Origin of the sequence: Microcoleus sp. BM001215392, assembly GCF_036700185.1 — a bacterium.
GTDB lineage: Bacteria > Cyanobacteriota > Cyanobacteriia > Cyanobacteriales > Microcoleaceae > Microcoleus.
Map to the genome: position 1 here is coordinate 1 of NZ_JAUBOJ010000093.1, position 19,434 is coordinate 19,434.

Consider the following 19,434-nt stretch of genomic DNA (forward strand, 5'->3'; position numbering starts at 1 on the left):
TGCTTCGCCCTTGCCAAAATGAGATGCACCCAGAGGGAAGAAGGAACAAGGAAGAAGTTCGATGGAAGTCGGAAGAGGAAAAAAGGAAGCAGGAAGAAGGATTAGAAATTCATTTGTTTCACAGCGGTGCTGAATTGATGCCTGCACATAACAAACGGGTTCGTCGCCGCCTGAAAGAAATTCTGATTAGTCGCGGTATTCAACTGCATCTAATGGAAAAAGTTAGTGCTATAGAAAAGCAAGAAATGATGGAAATAACATCCGATTCTCAATGCCCGATGCCCGATGCCCGATGCTCGATGCCCATTTACCAAATATACTGTGAATCTGGTTTGAACGTTGAGTGCGATCGCATTTTTTGGGTGACACAAGCATCCGCCGCCAATTGGATCTCAGAATCGGGTTTAGCGATCGACTCAAACGGCTTTATGCAAGTCAACGACTGCCTGCAATCAGTCTCTCACCCCAACGTATTTGGGGCTGGAGACATCGCGGCGATGGTTAACCATCCCCGTCCCAAAGCAGGCGTGTTTGCCGTGCGTCAGGGCAAACCGCTGTTTGAAAATTTGCAGCAGTTTTTATTGGCAAAACCGCTGAAACCCTTTATACCGCAAGAAAAATATTTAGGGTTAATCGGTACTGGGAATCAAAGGGCGATCGCCTCTCGCGGCAATTTCATGTGGGAATCACCGTTATTGTGGTACTGGAAAGATTGGATCGATCGCCAATTCATGCACAAATTTAGCAATAGCACTCAAAAATAGCTCGAACATCGCTCTAAATGTAGCACCTTACGCGTTATAGTAGAAAAAGTATTGAGCCACAACTTATGTTCAGAAAAATAGGATTTTGGCTGCTTTGGATTGCCTTCAGCACCTACGCCTTTGTATTTGCACCACCCGACAGCCCCGAAACATTGACCCTAATTACCAACCTTTCCACAGGCAAAATAGCAGACATCAACCCTTTAATTGTCGCCTTATTCAACATCATGGGAATTTGGCCGCTCATCTACAGTTGCGTCTTATTTGCTGACGGTAGAGGACAAAAAATACCTGCATGGTTGTTTGCGACTTTATCCTTTGGCGTCGGCGCATTTGCCTTGCTGCCTTATTTAGCCCTGCGCGAACCTAATCCCAAATTTTCTGGCAATAAAAATGTGTTCTTAAAGATATTAGACTCCCGTTTTACTGCGATTGTCCTAACATTAAGCGCTGCGGCTTTAGTTGCCTTCGGCTTGACAAAAGGCGATTGGTCTGATTTTGCTCAGCAGTGGCAAACCAGCCGTTTTATCCACGTCATGAGTTTAGATTTTTGTCTGCTTTGCCTGCTATTTCCTGCCTTATTAGCCGACGATATGGCGCGCCGAGGGATGCAGAAAACCGCAGCATTTTGGGCAGTAACATTAGTGCCGCTGTTCGGCCCGCTAGCTTATCTGTGCACGCGCAAATCGTTGCCGGAAAATACTACAGAAACTGTTACAAATTTGACAGCATAGTCGATAATTATCAGTTTACTGTAGGACTAAATCAAAAGTAATCATAATAGAAACAGGCTTTCCTGCCTGTTCCACAATTGAGTAAATTTTATTTTATTGTGGGGAGTAGGGTTGGGCTTCTAGCCCGCCCATCTGTTGCAGAATTAATTATCTCCAGCCCTGTATAAAATGAAAAAATTTCCGATTATTGGCATCACAACATACAACCGCTGTTCAGCCGGCGAATATCGCTTAAATGGAACTTATATTGATGCAGTGCAGGCGGCAGGAGGAATTCCGATTTTACTGCCGCCAAATCAATTAGATCCGGCTAGTATTTTTGATGCAGTAGACGGTTTGATTTTTTCCGGCGGTGGAGATATCAATCCAGAACTTTATGGCGGTTGTATTGAGAAAACAGTTTACTCGGTTAATACAGAACGCGATAATTTTGAACTAGGCTTAGCCAAGCTAGCTTTAAAGGCGGACATACCTGTTTTGGGGATTTGTCGCGGAATGCAAATGCTGAACGTAGCCAGCGGCGGCAGTTTGGTGATTCACGTACCGGATGCTTACGGTATGGAGGTAAGTCACGGTTCGGGAATTCCCCCGCGCGCGATCGAGCATACCATTGAAATTGAGCCAAACAGTCGGCTAGCAAAAATTATGGGGACAACTTCCACAACAGTTGTCTCTTGGCACCATCAAGCAGTGCGGAAAGTAACATCCGATTGGCGAATTGTAGCCGATGCACCTGACACTTTGGTAGAAGCAATGGAACACTGCTATCACCCTTGGATGATAGCAATTCAATGGCACCCGGAAATGTCGCCAAAATGTGCGATAAACTCTCGAATTTTCAAGGCTTTCGTGGCAGCAGCAGCAGCAAAACTGATGAATTCTCCTAAATCAGCTTCCCAGGCAATTCATACCTTTTCATAGTCACTTATTCTTGATAGTCAGTATCTATTTCAATATCCAGGGTATCTTCATCAAAAAACTGGGTAGAAACCCCGTCCTTATAGGACGGGTTTACAAAAATATACAGAACACAGTCAACCATATTACAAAATAAGTGTTAGGCTGTGAAGTATGGAAAAAGCCTATCGCTACCGATTTTACCCAACCACCGAGCAAGAAAGCCTCTTGCGACGGACAATGGGTTGCACTCGGTTGGTATACAACAAGGCTTTGGCTTATCGGACGGAATCTTGGTACGAGCGCCAGGAAAGAGTTGGCTACGGCGAAACTTCCTTCATGCTAACAAACTGGAAGAAAGAGGAAAAACTTGATTTTTTGAATGAAGTTAGTTGCGTCCCTCTCCAGCAGGGACTGCGCCACCTTCAGACAGCATTCTCCAACTTTTTTGCAGGACGTGCCAAGTATCCTAATTACAAAAAGAAGCATAACGGTGGCAGCGCTGAATTCACCAAATCGGCATTCCGCTGGAAAAACGGACAGGTATTTTTAGCTAAATGCAATGAGCCATTACCCATCCGCTGGAGCAAACAGATTCCCGTAGGCTGCGTTCCGTCTACTATCACGGTAAAGCTAACACCTGCTGGTCTTTGGTTTGTCTCAATCATTGTAGATGATTACACTATCCAACCACTTCCTAAAGTAGATAAAACGATCGGATTGGATGTAGGAATTGCCAGTCTAATTGCTACTAGCGACGGCGACAAAATCGCCAATCCCAAAGCTTTCAAAAAACTTCGGAAGAAGTTGAAAACAAAACAAAAAGCTTTAGCAAAGAAGCAGAAGGGAAGTAGTAATCGAGAAAAAGCTCGGAAACGAGTTGCAAAAGTTCACGCACAGATAGTCAATGTGCGTAAAGATTTTCTTCACAAGCTAACGACTCAACTCGTTCGTGAAAACCAAACGATTGTAGTTGAAGATTTAGCTATTAAGAATATGGTAAAGAACCACAAGTTAGCTCTCGCTATTAGCGATGCTAGTTGGGGTGAGTTAATTCGCCAACTAAACTATAAGTGCGATTGGTACGGACGAGAGTTCATAAAAATAGACCGCTGGTTTCCTAGCTCTAAACGCTGTGGAAACTGCGGTCACATTGTTGAAAAATTGCCGTTGAATATTCGAGAATGGGAATGTCCCAAGTGCGGGGCTAGCCACGATCGCGATATGAATGCGGCAAAAAATATTTTGGCGGCTGGGCTAGCCGTGGAGCGTCTGTGGAGCGACCGTAAGACCTGAAGAGAGTAAGTCTCGGAAGGCTGGTGCTACGAAGCAGAAACCCAATTAGTGATGATTGGGAATCCCCGTACCTTCAGGTCGGGGTGGATGTCAACTATTCTGACATACAGAACATTCGGGCGACAGCAAACTTGACAATCTTCGATATAAGATTGCTCCATTCCGCCGCTGATATCCACAAAAGTTGTACTCGGTTCGCCGCAAAAAGCACAATAATATTCAGCCGTTGTTTGCATTTTTTTCGCACTCTCTTTTTGTGACTTCATGGCGGTAGCGAAACATATCTGTTAACCGAATTTCTACCCACCAACCTAACAGCAAATCGACAATCGGGCCGCCCGGTATCGAAAATGCGATCGCATCCGTCAATCGGGTCTGGCCATTTTCTGTGGTAAACTCGTGTCGGTGAGTCCAAGCTGCCATCGGCCCCTCGGTTTGTTGGTCCACAAATAAGCGATATTGTTCGCACTCAGTATGAGTCGCCACCCATTTTACCGGAATCGGCCCCAATAACAAGCGAAATTCTGATACAGCACCCACACCGAGTCCCCCTTCGCGGCGAATGATTTTCACAGGTTGCCAAGGCGGAGTCAAAAGTTGTAGAATATCCTGTCTTTCGTAGAAGTTCCAGACTGTTTCAACGGTAGCGTCAATCAGCGATGAATATCGGAAATTAGGCATTTTTTGAAAAAGGCTAAACAGTTAATTGCTCGGGAATTTTAGCATTTACATTATTATCCTCTGTATCCGTACAAACAGCAACAGTTAATTTCAATCCCAAAGCATTCAGCCAACTTCCCAGATTATAAATCGCATCATTTCCTTGTTGCGAAAGCAATTCATCCAGTTGTTTTAAGTGCGATTCATATTGTTCGGGAGTCATTTTTGGTTTGCCGAAAGCTTCTGCTACATCCCTGAGAGCTCGTTTCAGCAGTTCAGGTTCCGGCGCTTCTTCCTCTAATGTCGCCGTTATATAGGCTGCTGCCAGTTGCGGGTTTTTTCTGAGAGATTCAATCAAAAATGGATGATAAGGTAGGCTTTTAGGCATTGTCTTAACTCCTATAATCTGTCCAGTATTCTTTAGCTTGGCGGATATCTCTGTCTTGAGTGCTTTTATCGCCTCCGCAGAAAAGAATCACAATTGTCATTCCTATTTGTCCAAAATAGATTCGATAGCCAGGGCCATAATTGATTTTGAGTTCCCATACGCCTTCCCCCACGGAGCGATAGTCTCATAAATTACCATCAGTAATTCTGTTGAGCCTAGATATAATTTTAGCTTGAGCATTGACATCTTTCAGAGCCTCAAACCATTCCTCGAAAGGCACTCTGTTGTCTGGCGCAGTATAACGCTGAATTTCTCTCGGTTGGGCTTCTGGCATAATTACATTATATTACTTTACTCATCCCACTATGCTTGCAACTAATTATACTCAATGAATGCCACAGGGAAAAGATGAAAAAACTTAGCTAACTTTTGAATTTAACTCGCGGTCAATTCCCGTTTTTCATTCATCACCTCAGATACCCAAGACTCCGATTCTAAAATATCAATCAAATCTTTTTCTTGAATATTGTCTTCAACGATCAACGCTTGCACGCGTAGGGTGCGTCGCCACAAGTAACTCCCGCTGCTGGCGACTATCGAGGGAGCGACGCACCCTACCACTAAACAGGAATTAGTGAATTTTCAGATTCTTTTGTATGAGTCATCGCCTCAGCCAAATGCTTCTTCAAAGTTGCCTCTGGTAGCGGCCCTTTTAAATGACTCCAAGGCAAAATCTGATTTAAATCCCACTCTTGGAAAACATAGAAATCCATTTCTGGTAACAGTCCCCGCAACTCCTTAAAAGCGCGCCGATAACTGCCCAAAGTATCGCCGTAATGCCGCACTAATTCCAATAGCTTAGACAATCTGCGATCGCCCTTCGATAGCAAACCCTGAATTACAGACCAGTTATAGCTTTCAGGTCTAAATTCTAAACCTAACTTACGCAATTCTTTATCTAAAAACTTCAGTCTTTTCTCCGCATCCTTATTCACACCAAACCACTGAAAAGGAGTGTGAGATTTCGGGACAAAAGTGCTGCAACCAAAGGTTAATCGTAAACCAGGAGCAGCTTTTTTCACAGCCCGCATCATCGCCACCGTCTCCTCCAAATCCTCCATCTCTTCCCCCGGAATTCCCGCCATTCCGTAGAGTTTAACTCCCTTCAATCCACCAGCTTTAGCATTGATAGCAGCTTGAATGATTTCGTCATTTGTGAGTTTTTTGTTGACAATTTTGCGGAGGCGATCGCTCCCGCTTTCCACAGCAATTGTAATCGATTTACTGTCTCTGTTGGTCAATATTTCTGCGAGTTTAACCGTTACCGTATTCGTCCGCACCGAAGAAAGACTCAGCCTTACGCCGTCATATTTCGGATGATTCAAATGATCCAGCAATGCTTCAAATTCCGGGTGCTGAGTCACAGAAGCACCCAACAAACCCAAACGATTAGTCACAGCTAAACCGCGATCGATCGCCGGAATTAGCGAATCCTCCAAACTCGCCGTTCTAAACGGCAAAGTCAGATAACTTGCTAAACAGAAACGGCACATTTCTGGACAACTGCGAACTACTTCCACCATGTAAATATTTTCCCACGCCGCTTTTTCTGTCACCACAGTGGAAGCAGATAAAGTATTGCCGCGATACGTCTGTTTTTCCACCATACTCGGAATTTCCGAATCCACAGGCTGAATCGACTTAATCCCCGCAGTCGCATCCAAATAAGTTACTTCGTACAAACTGGGAACGTAAACTCCCGGAACTTTGGCTAAATAGCGCAATTTAGTTTGTCTGTCGGCGTTACGAACTTCTTTACAAGCATCAATAAAATTATCAATCAGATTTTCGCCATCTCCCAGCAAAATTACATCAAAAAAATCTGCAAATGGCTCTGGATTGGCCGTAAAAACCGGGCCTCCACCAAATACTATGGGATGATTGTCAGTTCTTTTTGACGCCCAAATCGGAATATCTAAAGATTCCAATAAATTAAGAATATTTACATAATCTAGTTCCCAAGAAAGCGAAAATCCCAGTAATTCTGGATGTCTCGGAAGTTGTTCGCGGATATCAGTAAATAAACGGCTGACTTCTACATCCGATCGCACGGCTAAAGTTGCCCATACTATCTGATAGCCTAGGCTGGTAATCCCCACCGTGTACTCGTTGGGAAATGCGAAAATAGTCGGGATAGCGTCAGCATCGGGGGTTGCTGGGGCAAATAGCAGGCGTTCTTGGGCAAATGGATTAGGAGTCACTGGCAAGTTTAGCTTTAACAATAGGTCTGTTCATATAGTTATTGTAGGGTGCGTCGCCGTTGAAAATCCTTAAAGTTGACAGACAATCTCACATATCCGTACCCGATAAACATGGCGCACAAACAAACCCAACACTAGACAAGATTGCAAAAGTTATTGTAGGGTGCGTCAGAACTGAATATTTTAACCACAAACTAAGCATCTGGGCCCGCTCTGCACCCTAGGATTAGTTAGCTAACATCCCGTACATTGCTCGCTGCTGCATTTCCTGTTTCAACGTTAATCTGAGATAGAATCGCGATCGTCCCGGTTTCTCGGCGGCGGTGCACCGTGAAAAGTTGCAATCAGCAAACAGATAATCCCAGCATTAATAAACACATCGGCCAGATTAAATACCGGGAATCTAATTATTCTAAAATCGATAAAATCTACTACGTGGCCCAAAACAAATCGATCGATCCCGTTACCCAGTGCGCCACCCAAAATCAAACCATATCCAGCTTGTTCCCAGCGGTTAATTCGCGGCCCGAACCAAGCCAGCACCATCAATCCCACGCTTACGCCCAAAGACAGCCAGCGCAACCAAATCGCCCCGCCGTTGCTAAACAAGCTAAAAGCTGCACCGGTATTGACAACATAGGTGAAGTGAAATATCCCAGGTAGTAGCGGCTGAGTCTGCGGAGGAACAGTCAAGTCAAAATTTTGCACCACCCAAAACTTGCTTAGGTGGTCTAAAACCAAACTGATAACAGCAGCAACCCAGAACAAGGGATTTCTTTTAAAACGCATGGATTAGGCAGTAGAACATAGGGCATCGGATATTTATCAGCCACAGCGAGATGATTGTCCCGTTATGCAATGACAGTATAACCCAATTTTGCACAATTCCCTATGCCCTATGCCCTATGCCCTATGCCCTATGCCCTATGCCCTATGCCCTATGCCCTCTTATTTTACAATTAATAAAACATCAAGCGGCGTAAAGTAAATGACAACAGTGCGATCGCACAAACCACCGCCAACTGTCCCGGTAGAGGAGCAACCGAATATTTCAGAATCTCATCGAATAAAGGTGTTTTTTTACCCGGAATCAGCAAGTAACTAAAAATTAGATAAATTAAGCCGATCGCGTGAACGGTAAATAAACCACACAAACAACTAAAAGCCATCGATTCCAGCCGTGAAGCTACCTTGAAAGCGACCCAGCCGCACACCCAAGCACCAGGCACAAAACCCAACAAATACCCAAAACTCGCTTCTTTGAGATAGCCGATGCCACCACCTTGAGCAAAAACTGGCCACAAAGTTAATCCTAATACCAAATAGGCAATTTGTGATAGAGCAGCAGCATTTTTGCCGCCCATGCAGCCTACTAGCAAGACGGCTCCAATTTGATAGGTAACGCCTAAAGAGTATGCCTGAAGTCCGCGATCGTCCCAAAACCCGATCGGCATTGTGACAGATGCAGGCAAAAAAGTGCCTCCTATCGTCAGGAGCAAACCAATAACAGCCCAGATTAATTCAATAGGAGCAGGCATTATAGCAGATGTTGAAGGAAGTTCGGCAACGGATTCGGTAACGGATGTAACGGATAAAAGTCAAGCGTGAAGTCGGTCTTCGTCAGAAGCAAGCTGGAATGCCCGCAGCTTTTAAGTTCTTTATACTACCACCTTGTCAAAACAACCACCATTGTAGGGTTTTCTGGTTCTTAAGCCTGGATCTTTTGATAATTTAATCCGGAATTTTTCGCGATTAAATAGCTGCAAGCTTTGCGATCGGGCGATCGAATCCTGGTTTCCCTACCAATTTATCTGGCCGCATCTTATAAAAATACACCTGTCAAGCTCATCAATGTTTTTTTGGGCGATTAATAATAATATTAATTAATATTAAACTGCGATAAATGTAAAGATTCTTAACCTAACCTTTACTTTCGCGCGATATGCTGGTGCGGGACACCTGTATAACGATCGTAAATTTTCTATACCTATGCTTTTTCGTCTCAACTTGATAAATCCGAATCGTGTTACCACAGCAATTTCTGCTATGGCGATCGCGCTTAGCTTAGCAGCCTGCGGTGGTGGCAGCACAAATACCAGCAGCAGCCCCAGCCCCGGCGACACCGCAGCATCTCCCGGCGCATCCCCCGTGGCAGCCCCAGCCGCCAACACCAAACTCGCCCTCGCCTCAGACGTAGCCATCACAGCAGCAGGCGCATCATTCCCCGCCCCCCTATATCAACGTTGGTTTCAAGACTTCAACAAAATCAACCCCAAAGTACAAATTAACTATCAATCAGTAGGTAGCGGCGCCGGAGTCGAACAATTCACCAAAGGCACAGTAGACTTTGGGGCCAGCGACACCGCCATGAAAGACGACGAAATCGCCAAAGTTCCAGCAGACAAAGGCGTGATTTTGTTGCCGATGACAGCCGGCAGCATCGTCATCGGCTACAACCTGCCAGATGTACCCGAACTCAAACTGCCCAGAGACGTTTACACAGAAATCTTCCAAGGTAAAATTACCAAGTGGAACGACCCCAAAATTGCAGCAGCCAATCCCGGCGCTAAATTGCCAGACCAAGCCATCACCGTCGTCCACCGTTCCGACGGTAGCGGCACAACAGCCGTCTTCACCAAACACCTGAGTGCGATCAGCCCTGACTGGAAAACCGCAGTAGGCGACGGCAAAACAGTAGAGTGGCCCAAAACTGGTACCTTTGTCGGTGCAAAAGGCAACGAAGGCGTCACAGCCCAAGTCCTGCAAACCGCAGGCGCAGTTGGCTATGTAGAATACGGCTACGCCAAAAACAACAATCTCAAATTTGCATCTTTGCAAAACAAAGCAGGCACATTTGTAGTACCTAACGACGAATCAGCTTCAGCAGCTCTAGCGACAGTGCCCTTACCGGAAAATCTGCGAGCATTTATCGAAGACCCAGAAGGCGCTTCTTCCTATCCAATTGTCACCTACACTTGGATGCTCGTCCCCAAAAAAGTTGCTGACCCCAACAAAGCCAAAGCGATCGAAGCAATGGTTGAATACGGCTTGAATGAAGGTCAAAAAGTTAGTTCTGAATTAGGCTACGTTCCTCTGCCTGCAACTGTTAAAGAAAAAGTAGCCGCAGCGGCCGACGGCATCAGCCCCGACTACAAAATTGAAGTTGCCAAATAGGGATTGAAGTCAGTTGACAGTTGACCGCTTGACAGTTGACTGTTGGCAGAAAGAAGAGGGAAGAGAGATATTTCTGTGGGGCGGGTACCAGCAATATTTCTTAAAAAGTCAGGGATCAATCAACCCGCCCCTCTTTTGTTTAATTGAGGTTATTTCTTTCTATTTCTTTCCAGCTAGCTTGTTTCTAAAATTGCGGTTTTTGATAAATATTATTTGGGTTTTTTGTTTATGGTTTCAGATAATAATAGCCCTCTATTAGAGAGCCGATCGCGCTCAGGAGCAGAAAAGTCGTTAGACCAAGGCTTTATCTTGCTGACGCGCATTTTGGGCATCGGAGTAGGCGTAATCTTGCTGGTAATCGCCGTAACGGTTGCTTATAGAGCGTTACCTGCAATTCAACAGTACGGTTTGGGATTTCTATTTAGCAGTAGCTGGAATCCGGTTAAGGAAGAGTACGGCGCGCTGCCAATGATTTACGGGACGATCGTCAGTTCGGCGATCGCGCTGCTAATTGCGGTACCATTAGGAGTAGGGACTGCAATCTTCCTGAGCGAAGATTTTTTGCCGCTCCCAGTGCGCACAGCTTTAGTTTTTTTAGTAGAACTTTTAGCCGCCATTCCCAGCGTAGTCTACGGTTTGTGGGGAATTGCTGTATTGATTCCCATTATTACCAGCATCGGAAAGTTTCTCAACGGTAACTTTGGATGGCTGCCGATTTTTAGCACTCCGCCAGTTGGCCCGGGAATGTTACCCGCCGGAGTAATCTTGGGGATTATGACTTTGCCGATTATTACTGCTATTTCCCGCGACTCTTTAGCCAGTCTCCCGCCCGAATTGCGACAAGCATCTCTAGGTTTGGGAGCAACTCGCTGGACTACAATTTTTAGAGTGCTAGTACCCGCGGCTTTCTCCGGAATTGTCGGCGGAATCATGCTCGGTCTCGGCCGCGCGATGGGAGAAACAATGGCAGCAACTCTGTTGATTGGCAATTCCAATCAATTAAGTGCATCTCTCCTAGCTCCGGCAAATACTATTGCTTCTTTGATGGCAAATCAATTTGCCGAAGCTTCGGGATTGCAAGTAGCAGCTCTGATGTACACGGGGCTAATTCTGTTTATTCTGACGCTGATTGTGAATATCTTGGCAGAGTGGATTGTTTCTAGAGTCAGAGCCAAGTACAACTAAAAGTTTGCTGCAATTTCCCATACAGTTTTGATTTATGTCAAATATCCCGTCGGAAGATAGAACTTCTTTTGCCTCGCAGACAGGCAGTTTCAAGAAGGTTAAAGGCAGTCCGCAATCGCTGTTCAATACCGCGATGACGGTATTAGCAGGAGCCTGTTTGACAATTACTTTGTTGCCTTTGTTTGCAGTGCTTTCCTACGTTACAGTCCAAGGTTTCAATCGCCTGAACTTAGACTTGTTCACCAAACTGCCACCCCCGCCCGGACTTTCGGGAGGCGGTATCGCGAATGCAATTCTCGGTACATTAATGACGGTGGGAATTGCTTCTTTAATTGCTGTGCCTTTTGGTGTACTGGCCGCCGTTTATTTGTCGGAATTTAGCAAAGGCTCGATCGCACGTTGGGTGCGCTTTGCTACTAATGTCCTCAGCGGAGTTCCTTCGATTATTGCTGGCGTCTTTGCCTACGGTTTGTTTGTGGTAAATATGGGAGGCTTTTCGGCAATTGCAGGCGGTGCGGCGCTAGCAGTGCTGATGTTGCCGACGATCGTGCGGACTACTGACGAAGCTCTACAAATCGTTCCGCAAGATATTAGATGGGCGTCGGTTGGTGTGGGTGCTTCTAATTATCAAACGGTGTTGCAGGTGGTTTTGCCTGCGGCAATTCCGGCGATTTTAACGGGTGTAACGCTGGCGGTTGCTCGCGCTGCTGGAGAAACTGCGCCTTTGATTTTCACGGCGCTGAATTCGCCTTTTTGGCCGGCTGGATTTGATAAGCCCACTCCGAGTCTTTCGGTTTTGGTTTACAATTTTGCAACGGTTCCTTTTAAGGCACAGAAAGAGCTGGCTTGGGCTGCTTCTTTGATTTTGGTGTTCATGGTTTTGTTGACGAGTATTCTGTCTCGCTGGGCCACTCGCCAAAAAGTTTATTGAAGTCATTAGTTATTTGTTATTTGTTATTTGTCATTCGTTGCGGGTGGTTAAGAACCAATAACATTTTCATTTGTAAAATTCGATTGGAGTATTCAGTGTATGATGAATTTGGAAAACAAGACTGAAACTGTTTTACGTACTGAGAATATCAATATTTTTTACGGCGCTTTTCATGCGGTAAAAAATGTTTCGATGGAAATCCCTAAAAATCGCATTACTGCTTTGATCGGGCCGTCTGGCTGCGGTAAAAGTACGATTCTGCGATGTTTTAACCGCCTCAATGATTTGGTTAATGGTTTTCGTTTAGAGGGCCGAATTGATTATCACGGTCAAAATCTTTACGATCCTGATATTGATGCTGTGGAGGTGCGCCGCAAGATTGGGATGGTGTTTCAAAAGCCGAATCCTTTCCCCAAGTCGATTTATGACAATATTGCTTACGGTGCGAGGGTGAATAACTATAAGGGAGATATGGATGAGTTGGTGGAAAAGTCGCTGAAACAAGCGTATCTTTGGGATGAGGTGAAGGATAAGTTGAAGCAAAGTGGTTTTTCGCTTTCGGGCGGCCAGCAGCAGCGTTTGTGTATTGCTCGGGCGATCGCGATTAATCCTGATGTAGTATTGATGGATGAACCTTGCGCTTCCCTTGACCCGATTTCGACGATTAAGATTGAGGAGTTGATGCGGGAACTCAAGGAGAAGTATACGATTGTGATCGTGACTCACAATATGCAGCAGGCTACCCGGGTTTCTGACTTGACTGCTTTTTTCAATGCTAAACTTTCTGATGATGGAAAGCGGTTTGGCTATCTTGTGGAGTGTGACAAAACTGAGGTGATTTTCCAAAATCCGAAGGAAGAGTCTACTATGGATTATGTTAGCGGTCGTTTTGGTTGATTTGCCGGAGTCTCCAACAGGTTGAAACAATCGCCCTACACGATCGAACCAATTCGGACATAATATAACTGAAGAATCCCGGTTTCTCATCAAAGAAATCGGGATTCTGGTTTTTATGTTTAAAAGCTCGATCGTACTTTTTGCAGATACAAGCCGCTGATTTTGTCGAATAATTTCTCGAAGATATTAGGCGTTCTTCATCCAATGCTTTAAAAGGTTTTCTTTGACCATGCTTTGTCGCATGACTTCGATCAAGTATTCCTGAGCTTCGTCTTGGGTCAAGCTTTTGACTTGTTCGCGCAGCACTTGCAGTTTAAACTGCTGTTCCATGCTAAGGCTGGTTGTAGGCATATCCATAAGTCGCTCCTCCAGTTTGCTACATGAGATCGATGCGAGATAGATCGAAATTACGTTTCACAGGTTTTGTTGTGTTGCCTCTATTGTAAACTATCATAACATCTGCTTGACAATATGTCCAAAGTACACAGTTTAAAACTTATTTCTGTCGCAAAAGTACATCTAAGTAGGGGGAGCTTTATCATAAAAAAGGGGTAAAAACCGGGAAGCCTAAGCCAAAGGAGCTAGTTTGTATGGATGCAATGGAGTTTTTTGTGAGCAGTGCTGGGGAGTGGCGATCGCAGCGCAGCACTCACCACCTGGCTTTCCGCCAAGCGGAGATTGGGGATTCAAATATTCAGGTAACGGCGCTGGCTGCAAATGACGATCGAGTGGCGCAGATTTGCCAGATGCACTCCGTCGATCCGAGTCGGGCTGCTGGGGGAGCGTTTGTGACTTGGCACGGCACTATGGCGTGGGATAAGGATGATGAGAATCATCAGGGGTCTACCGTATTCGCGATCGTCCCGGATCCTGAAAATCCGCGGCAGGGTTTGATGTTGCGGGAACGGGGCTATGCCGAAATTGTGCCGGTGGCTGGCCGTTTTGAGATGGATGATGAAGATGCGCTGCTGCTGATTACCGAATACGAGACGATGAGTTCGATCGAGCGTTTTTGGTTTGCGACTCCGAACGTGCGGATGCGGACGAGTGCGGTAAAGCGCTTTGGCGGTTTCAGCACTTCGACTTTTTGTACGGAAGTTCGGGTAGAACACGACTCGGATGCAGCCACTGAAGCAGCCGAGAAGGAACCCGTTGCTAGCGAGTTTTACTCAGCTCTGGGCTGGTAATTTAGTCCTGCCGTCATTGGTCATTAGTTTGCGTTTCGAGACTGGGCCGACTGCTGACTGCTCAGTAATGACTGCTGACTGCTGACGGCAGGACTTCCCCAAGGTCAACAAATGTTACAGATTGTTGCAAAAATTCAGGAAAATCGGATTTAGATTGCCCGAATCCCCTAATCTGTATGTTGGTTAGTTGTATCCGTTAAGCTGGCAGCTCGCGGTATCAGCTATTTGGAAAATTTGAGATAACGGAGATTTTAACGTGGCGCTTCCTTTATTAAGCTACGCCCCCAAGAGCCAAAACCAGCGCGTTGCTGGTTATGAAGTAGGGGGCGACGAGCAGCCGAGAATTTTCACAACTGAAAATGTGCTCTCGTCCGGGGACATGGAAAATTTGATTTGGGCTGGATATCGTCAGATTTACAGCGAACACCAAATCCTCAAGAGCAACCGCCAAAAGTTTTTGGAGTCGCAACTGAAGTTCGGCCAAATTACGGTGCGGGATTTTATTCGCGGTTTGGCGACTTCGGCTCCTTTCCTAGAGCGCAATTACCAAACTAACAGCAACTACCGGTTTGTGGAAATGTGCGTGCAGCGCGTTTTGGGCCGGGATGTGTACAGCGATCGCGAAAAGATTGCTTGGTCGATCGTAGTTGCAACCAAGGGGCCTCAAGGCTTTATTGACGAGTTGGTCAATAGCGATGAGTACCTCGAAAAGTTCGGCTACGATACAGTGCCTTACCAACAGCGCCGAATTTTGCCTCAGCGTGTTGGAGGGGAAACTCCTTTCAATTTGAAGACACCTCGCTACAACGAGTACCACCGCTCGCAGCTCGGCTTCCCGCAAATCATCTGGCAGACGACTGTTCGCCGTTTTGTTCCTCAAGAGCAGCAAGCGAAGGCTGGCGATCCGTCCAACTATTTGGGTATGGCTCGCAATATGCCGCTGCCTGCTACTCCGCCGCAACGGGTGCCTCTGGCTAATATCAATATTGCCACGATGGTTCCTCGCCGCTAATTGATACTGCTTGGTACTATTGTTTGTGTCGGGCGATCGGCTTTTAGTCGGAAACAATTTTGAGTTTTGAGTTTTGAGGTTTAAGTTTTTTAGTAAACTTAGAATCCAAAACTCAGGACTCATATTTTTTTAGGGAAGAAGTTCGGCACCGAGTAATAGACTCATTGCATAAATCTTGACTTGATACAAAAACCGCAGATATCATGCAGATTAACGCCGATCAACGCCGATAATTTTAAAATAGTTTCGGAATCAAGGTCGATTGGTTCGTAGTGAGGACGAAGAGTCCTTCTTTCTGAGGACTAAAGTCCGAACGATCGAACCTTTGCTGCGGGTAATTGACAGAACATAATATCAAATATGAGCTCGCAGGCGCAATATTTTTAACAGGGTGTTGAATTGATCGGGTAAAGGCGCGATCGCCTCAATCAACTCTCCAGTTAACGGATGCTGCAATTGTAGCCGCCATGCGTGGAGGGCTTGTCCGGTTAAATTGACGCCGATGGAACGGTTGCAACTGTACATGGGGTCGCCGACTATCGGATGTTTAATTTCGGCTGTGTGGACGCGAATTTGATGGGTGCGGCCGGTTTCTAATTGATAGTGCATTAAGCAATAGTTGCCGATTCTTTCTTTGATTGTCCAGTGAGTAACGGAGGGGCGGCCGCCTTTTTCTTCTGGTACTACTGCCATTTTTTTGCGATCCGTAGAATGCCGACCGATGGGTAGGTCTATGGTGCCTGTTTCGGTGTTAGGAACTCCGTAAACTACGCCTAAATATTCGCGGCGTGCGGTTTTGGTTTTGAGTTGGGCTTGCAGGTTTTGGTGGGCAATGTCGGTTTTGGCGATCGCGATCGCACCTGTTGTATCTTTGTCTAATCTGTGGACGATTCCAGGCCGTTGAACGCCGCCGATTTCTGCGAGGGGACAGTGCGCTAAAAGGGCGTTAACTAATGTGCCGTCTTGATGTCCGGCTGCTGGGTGGACGACTAATCCGGCTGGTTTGTTGATGATTATTAGGCTGTCGTCTTCGTAGAGGATGTCGAGGGGAATTGCTTCGGGCTGTAAAGATGTGGGCTGGGTTTCGGGTAATGTGATGTGGATGCGATCGCCCGTTTTGACTGATATTTTTTTCGAGGTGCAGGTTGCGTCGTTGACTTTGACGTTGCCTTGTGCTATCAGGGTTTGGATTCGCGATCTCGATAAGTCTGGTATCTGGTTTGACAGCCAAATATCTAATCGCTGAGTCACATTACTTTGGTTAAATTCCTCCGTATTTTCTACTGTATACATTTCTTTAGTGTTTATTTCTATCATTTAGTTTATTGGTAATTGGTAATTGGCGATCGATCGTCGATATATAATTATAGCTTAATGTAAGGTGCGCCGCTATTAGATAGTCGATTTTTCTTGGGAATTTCCGATGGCGACGCACCCTACGGCTACTGACCAGATTGTTATTGAGAATATTTTAGCTGGATATTTTAATACTCCAGATGTTGAAGAGGATTGGTAATGCAGAATTCCTGTGGGAAGATTACCTGTAGGGGCGAAGCATTTGCGCGATAATCTCTAGGAAAAACCCAGGTTTTGTGACGCAAAAGCTTCGCCCTTTGCGAGTACCTGTAGGGATGCAGCATATAGATTTCTCGTTGGGTTTGGGCGAAGCATTCGGGCGATAACTTATTGATATCCCCATATATTTTTAGCCGAATGCTTCGCCCCTACGGGGATTATGTTCAAACCGCGTCTGTAAAAACAAAGTCCGCCTCCGCGGACTAAGAATTACACACACTTATATATTTTTCAACTCATCTACTTACAATTATCGCAGTGGCCGCAGCGCATAGATTTAGCTTCCTTGGTAAAGCCAAAAGCTTGCAGCAAAAATTGCCACCTGCACTCGCGATGCTTGAGATATTTTGCCATTTCTGCGGCGGCGGTAAAGTTTTGTTTGACATCTTTTTGTGGTGCGGATTTGTCGATCGCATAATTGAAAGGATCTTCCCATCTTAACTGTCCGCTGCTGTGCAAGATGGAAAGGGATGTCGCACTTTCGGGAAATTCCCGCCCCACAGCATCTGCATCGCCCTTAGCTGGGAGTTGTTTCGCCAACTGCTGCGCTTCTCGATATTGCGATCGCAATTTGTCTTGAAAAAATTGTGCTCTTTGTTTGTCATCGGGATAAAGCAAACCCGTCGGTTCGCTAATCAACGTCAGGGCGATCGATGATTTACCGTCCCGCCCGCCTCTACCTATTTCCTGAATGTATTCCGATAATAGCAAAGGCGCTTGAAAATGAACAACCCAGCGCACATCCGGCTTATTAATTCCCATCCCGAAGGCGCAGGTACAAGTCACAAATTTAAGGTCATTGTTCAGCCAAGCTGTTTCTATTTTTCGCCGCGATTCTGGACTCAAACCTGCATGATACGCCGCTGTTTTATAACCTGCACCTTCGAGCAAATCCGCCAAATTCTCGCTATCTTTTCTCGTGCGGACGTAGACTAAACCTGCTTCTTTTGGTCGAGCTTTGATAAAATTTAATAACTGTTGTCTCCGCCCTCTCGGTGTCCAGACAGTTTGCACTTGCAGGTGCAGGTTAGAACGGTACGGACTTAGCAGAAATGCTTCCGGCTTGTGCAGTTGCAAGACTTTGTTGATTGTCTGCTGCGCTTCGGGGTTGGCGGTAGCGGTGAAAGCTGCGATCGCAATTTTACTTCCTTGCGGCTTAGATTTTAACAAAGCCCGCCGTACTGTTCCCAAACGGCGGTAAGCGGGTCGAAAGGTATCGCCCCACTGAACTAAACAGTGAGCTTCATCTAATATTAAACCGTTGATTGCGATGTGAGGCTGACTGATAATTTCCCAAACTGGTTTGCTGAGCAATGTTTCGGGAGACAGGTACAGCAATCTCAACTTATTTTGTTGCAGCGACTGCATAGTTTGTCGCCGCTGCTGTGTTGGTAATTGACTGTGGAGGAGAGAAGCGGGTAAATTGCGATCGCGCAATTCTTGGACTTGATTTTCCATCAGCGCGACTAACGGCGAAATTACCAAAGTTAAGCCTGTTTGTAATAAAGCTGGGAGTTGAAAGCAGATTGATTTGCCACCACCTGTCGGCATAATTATCATTGTATCTTTCCCGGCTAACAAACTGCTGACAATTTCTCCTTGGGGCGGCCGAAAGTCGTCGTATCCCCAGATTTCTTTGAAGGCGGCGCGGGCTTGATTTAATAATGTTGGTTCTGGTTGGCAGTTCATTTGGTTTATTCCCAAATCAGACTTGCCAATTATACCTGAGTCCGTAGGGTGCGTCAGCAAAAGTCCGAGCTGTGTTTAGTAAATATTTGATAACTGACGCACCCTACAATAACTAAACTGTATTTTTGGGCTGGTTCTTAGACCTGATCCACAAGACTTTCGTTAAATTTGACTATACAATTTAAATGGACTTGTAGTTAAGGAATTTTTGGCAAATTTGGATCTTCGCGACAAGTCGAAAGCGGTAATTGTTCGCCACCTTGTATTGTAATAATTCTCCTTAAAATGTTATTTGTTACCACATTTAAACAAGCACAACCGTATCCGTAATTGACATTAGTTTTGACATATTCATCATCCTTAAAAGGAGGAATATTATCCATTCCTCTAGCTTGATATCCCCCTTGTGCTGAGATAATCCAATTATCATCTTTATCTTTGAGAAACCAATTTGCAGGTGTAGGATTTTGCAACCACCCGCACCTGGTTTCAGCCGCTTTGGCAGGAGCAATCGCGATTGAAAAAAATGAGATAATTGCAGGTATTAACCACTTTAGTTTCATAGCTTTACATCCTAATTTTTAAGTAACAATCATAGCAACGATCGTACAGAACTTGCGAACTTCGACCAAGAAACCGGATTTTCATCGAATCTGCGGGTGACAATCAAAATATTGTCGAAAAAACCCGGTTTCTGAACACCCGCGCGCAAGTCCTACTTAAAATCTCAAATCGCCTAAGACTCGCCGTCTCGGCGCCCGAGCTCGTACACGCCGCCGCCAAT

Annotated in this window: 20 protein-coding genes and 2 pseudogenes; 10 read left to right on the forward strand and 12 right to left on the reverse strand. The window is 45.6% G+C overall.

All coding sequences use genetic code 11. From position 1 onward, the window contains the following. The 4 genes and pseudogenes from QT974_RS12690 to QT974_RS12705 all read left to right on the forward strand — a co-directional run. The coding region (locus tag QT974_RS12690) for an FAD-dependent oxidoreductase (RefSeq protein WP_333468836.1) at positions 1-764 on the forward strand (764 nt) is incomplete at its 5' end. Positions 765-829: 65 nt separating this feature from the next. Then, complete coding sequence (locus tag QT974_RS12695; RefSeq protein WP_333468837.1) at positions 830-1,498, forward strand: DUF2834 domain-containing protein; 669 nt, start codon at positions 830-832, stop codon at positions 1,496-1,498. Positions 1,499-1,666: 168 nt separating this feature from the next. Then, the gene (locus QT974_RS12700; protein ID WP_333468838.1) at positions 1,667-2,419 is read left to right on the forward strand and encodes a gamma-glutamyl-gamma-aminobutyrate hydrolase family protein; all 753 of its coding nucleotides are present in this window, start codon (positions 1,667-1,669) and stop codon (positions 2,417-2,419) included. 150 nt (positions 2,420-2,569) lie between these two features. Beyond that, positions 2,570-3,740: pseudogene (locus QT974_RS12705) on the forward strand (RNA-guided endonuclease InsQ/TnpB family protein). Here QT974_RS12705 and QT974_RS12710 read toward each other — a convergent pair. The 8 genes and pseudogenes from QT974_RS12710 to QT974_RS12745 all read right to left on the reverse strand — a co-directional run bounded on the left by QT974_RS12710 (position 3,718) and on the right by QT974_RS12745 (position 8,538). Next, a complete protein-coding gene (locus tag QT974_RS12710) occupies positions 3,718-3,927 on the reverse strand; it encodes a CPXCG motif-containing cysteine-rich protein (protein WP_333468839.1) in 210 nt (69 codons plus the stop codon). The pseudogene QT974_RS12705 and the gene QT974_RS12710 overlap by 23 nt on opposite strands. Then, positions 3,911-4,372, reverse strand: a complete 462-nt coding sequence (locus QT974_RS12715; RefSeq protein WP_333468840.1) for an SRPBCC family protein — start codon at positions 4,370-4,372, stop codon at positions 3,911-3,913. The genes QT974_RS12710 and QT974_RS12715 overlap by 17 nt, the downstream gene beginning before the upstream one ends. A gap of 13 nt (positions 4,373-4,385) precedes the next feature. After that, positions 4,386-4,739, reverse strand: a complete 354-nt coding sequence (locus tag QT974_RS12720) for a helix-turn-helix domain-containing transcriptional regulator (protein ID WP_333468841.1) — start codon at positions 4,737-4,739, stop codon at positions 4,386-4,388. A gap of 4 nt (positions 4,740-4,743) precedes the next feature. Continuing rightward, a pseudogene (locus QT974_RS12725) lies at positions 4,744-5,073 on the reverse strand (type II toxin-antitoxin system RelE/ParE family toxin). Positions 5,074-5,174: 101 nt separating this feature from the next. Continuing rightward, positions 5,175-5,360 carry a hypothetical protein gene (locus tag QT974_RS12730; protein WP_333468842.1) on the reverse strand — a complete coding sequence of 62 codons (186 nt, stop codon included), beginning with the start codon at positions 5,358-5,360 and terminating at the stop codon, positions 5,175-5,177. Continuing rightward, positions 5,360-7,000, reverse strand: coding sequence for a B12-binding domain-containing radical SAM protein (locus QT974_RS12735; protein ID WP_333468843.1), 1,641 nt, complete (start codon positions 6,998-7,000; stop codon positions 5,360-5,362). The genes QT974_RS12730 and QT974_RS12735 overlap by 1 nt, the downstream gene beginning before the upstream one ends. Before the next feature lie 279 nt (positions 7,001-7,279). Beyond that, positions 7,280-7,789, reverse strand: coding sequence for a signal peptidase II (gene lspA, locus QT974_RS12740; protein ID WP_333468844.1), 510 nt, complete (start codon positions 7,787-7,789; stop codon positions 7,280-7,282). Positions 7,790-7,959: 170 nt separating this feature from the next. Further along, complete coding sequence (locus tag QT974_RS12745) at positions 7,960-8,538, reverse strand: biotin transporter BioY (RefSeq protein ID WP_333468845.1); 579 nt, start codon at positions 8,536-8,538, stop codon at positions 7,960-7,962. 451 nt (positions 8,539-8,989) lie between these two features. Here QT974_RS12745 and pstS point away from each other — a divergent pair, with 451 nt between their 5' ends. The 4 genes from pstS (at position 8,990) to pstB (ending at position 13,187) form a co-directional block, all read left to right on the forward strand. Then, the gene (gene pstS / locus QT974_RS12750) at positions 8,990-10,174 is read left to right on the forward strand and encodes a phosphate ABC transporter substrate-binding protein PstS (RefSeq protein WP_333468846.1); all 1,185 of its coding nucleotides are present in this window, start codon (positions 8,990-8,992) and stop codon (positions 10,172-10,174) included. Positions 10,175-10,402: 228 nt separating this feature from the next. Beyond that, a complete protein-coding gene (pstC, locus tag QT974_RS12755; RefSeq protein ID WP_333468847.1) occupies positions 10,403-11,359 on the forward strand; it encodes a phosphate ABC transporter permease subunit PstC in 957 nt (318 codons plus the stop codon). Positions 11,360-11,393: 34 nt separating this feature from the next. Next, a complete protein-coding gene (gene pstA / locus QT974_RS12760; protein WP_333468848.1) occupies positions 11,394-12,290 on the forward strand; it encodes a phosphate ABC transporter permease PstA in 897 nt (298 codons plus the stop codon). 102 nt (positions 12,291-12,392) lie between these two features. Then, entirely contained in the window at positions 12,393-13,187 is a 795-nt protein-coding gene (gene pstB, locus QT974_RS12765; RefSeq protein WP_333468855.1) for a phosphate ABC transporter ATP-binding protein PstB, read from the forward strand. A gap of 186 nt (positions 13,188-13,373) precedes the next feature. Here pstB and QT974_RS12770 read toward each other — a convergent pair whose 3' ends face one another. Further along, complete coding sequence (locus QT974_RS12770; RefSeq protein ID WP_333468849.1) at positions 13,374-13,544, reverse strand: NblA/ycf18 family protein; 171 nt, start codon at positions 13,542-13,544, stop codon at positions 13,374-13,376. A gap of 233 nt (positions 13,545-13,777) precedes the next feature. On the opposite strand from QT974_RS12770, the gene QT974_RS12775 reads away from it, so the two are divergent. Together QT974_RS12775 and QT974_RS12780 are read left to right on the forward strand one after the other, a co-directional pair. Continuing rightward, the gene (locus QT974_RS12775; RefSeq protein ID WP_333468850.1) at positions 13,778-14,374 is read left to right on the forward strand and encodes a phycobiliprotein lyase; all 597 of its coding nucleotides are present in this window, start codon (positions 13,778-13,780) and stop codon (positions 14,372-14,374) included. Between the two features lie 256 nt (positions 14,375-14,630). Beyond that, positions 14,631-15,386, forward strand: a complete 756-nt coding sequence (locus QT974_RS12780) for a phycobilisome rod-core linker polypeptide (RefSeq protein WP_333468851.1) — start codon at positions 14,631-14,633, stop codon at positions 15,384-15,386. A gap of 354 nt (positions 15,387-15,740) precedes the next feature. On the opposite strand, the gene QT974_RS12785 is transcribed toward QT974_RS12780, so the two are convergent. From QT974_RS12785 to QT974_RS12795, 3 genes are all read right to left on the reverse strand, one after another. Further along, positions 15,741-16,679, reverse strand: a complete 939-nt coding sequence (locus tag QT974_RS12785; protein ID WP_442933174.1) for an RluA family pseudouridine synthase — start codon at positions 16,677-16,679, stop codon at positions 15,741-15,743. 522 nt (positions 16,680-17,201) lie between these two features. After that, positions 17,202-18,650 carry a RecQ family ATP-dependent DNA helicase gene (locus QT974_RS12790; RefSeq protein ID WP_333468853.1) on the reverse strand — a complete coding sequence of 483 codons (1,449 nt, stop codon included), beginning with the start codon at positions 18,648-18,650 and terminating at the stop codon, positions 17,202-17,204. Positions 18,651-18,847: 197 nt separating this feature from the next. Continuing rightward, positions 18,848-19,213, reverse strand: a complete 366-nt coding sequence (locus QT974_RS12795; protein ID WP_333468854.1) for a DUF4087 domain-containing protein — start codon at positions 19,211-19,213, stop codon at positions 18,848-18,850. Between the last annotated feature and the right edge of the window lie 221 nt (positions 19,214-19,434).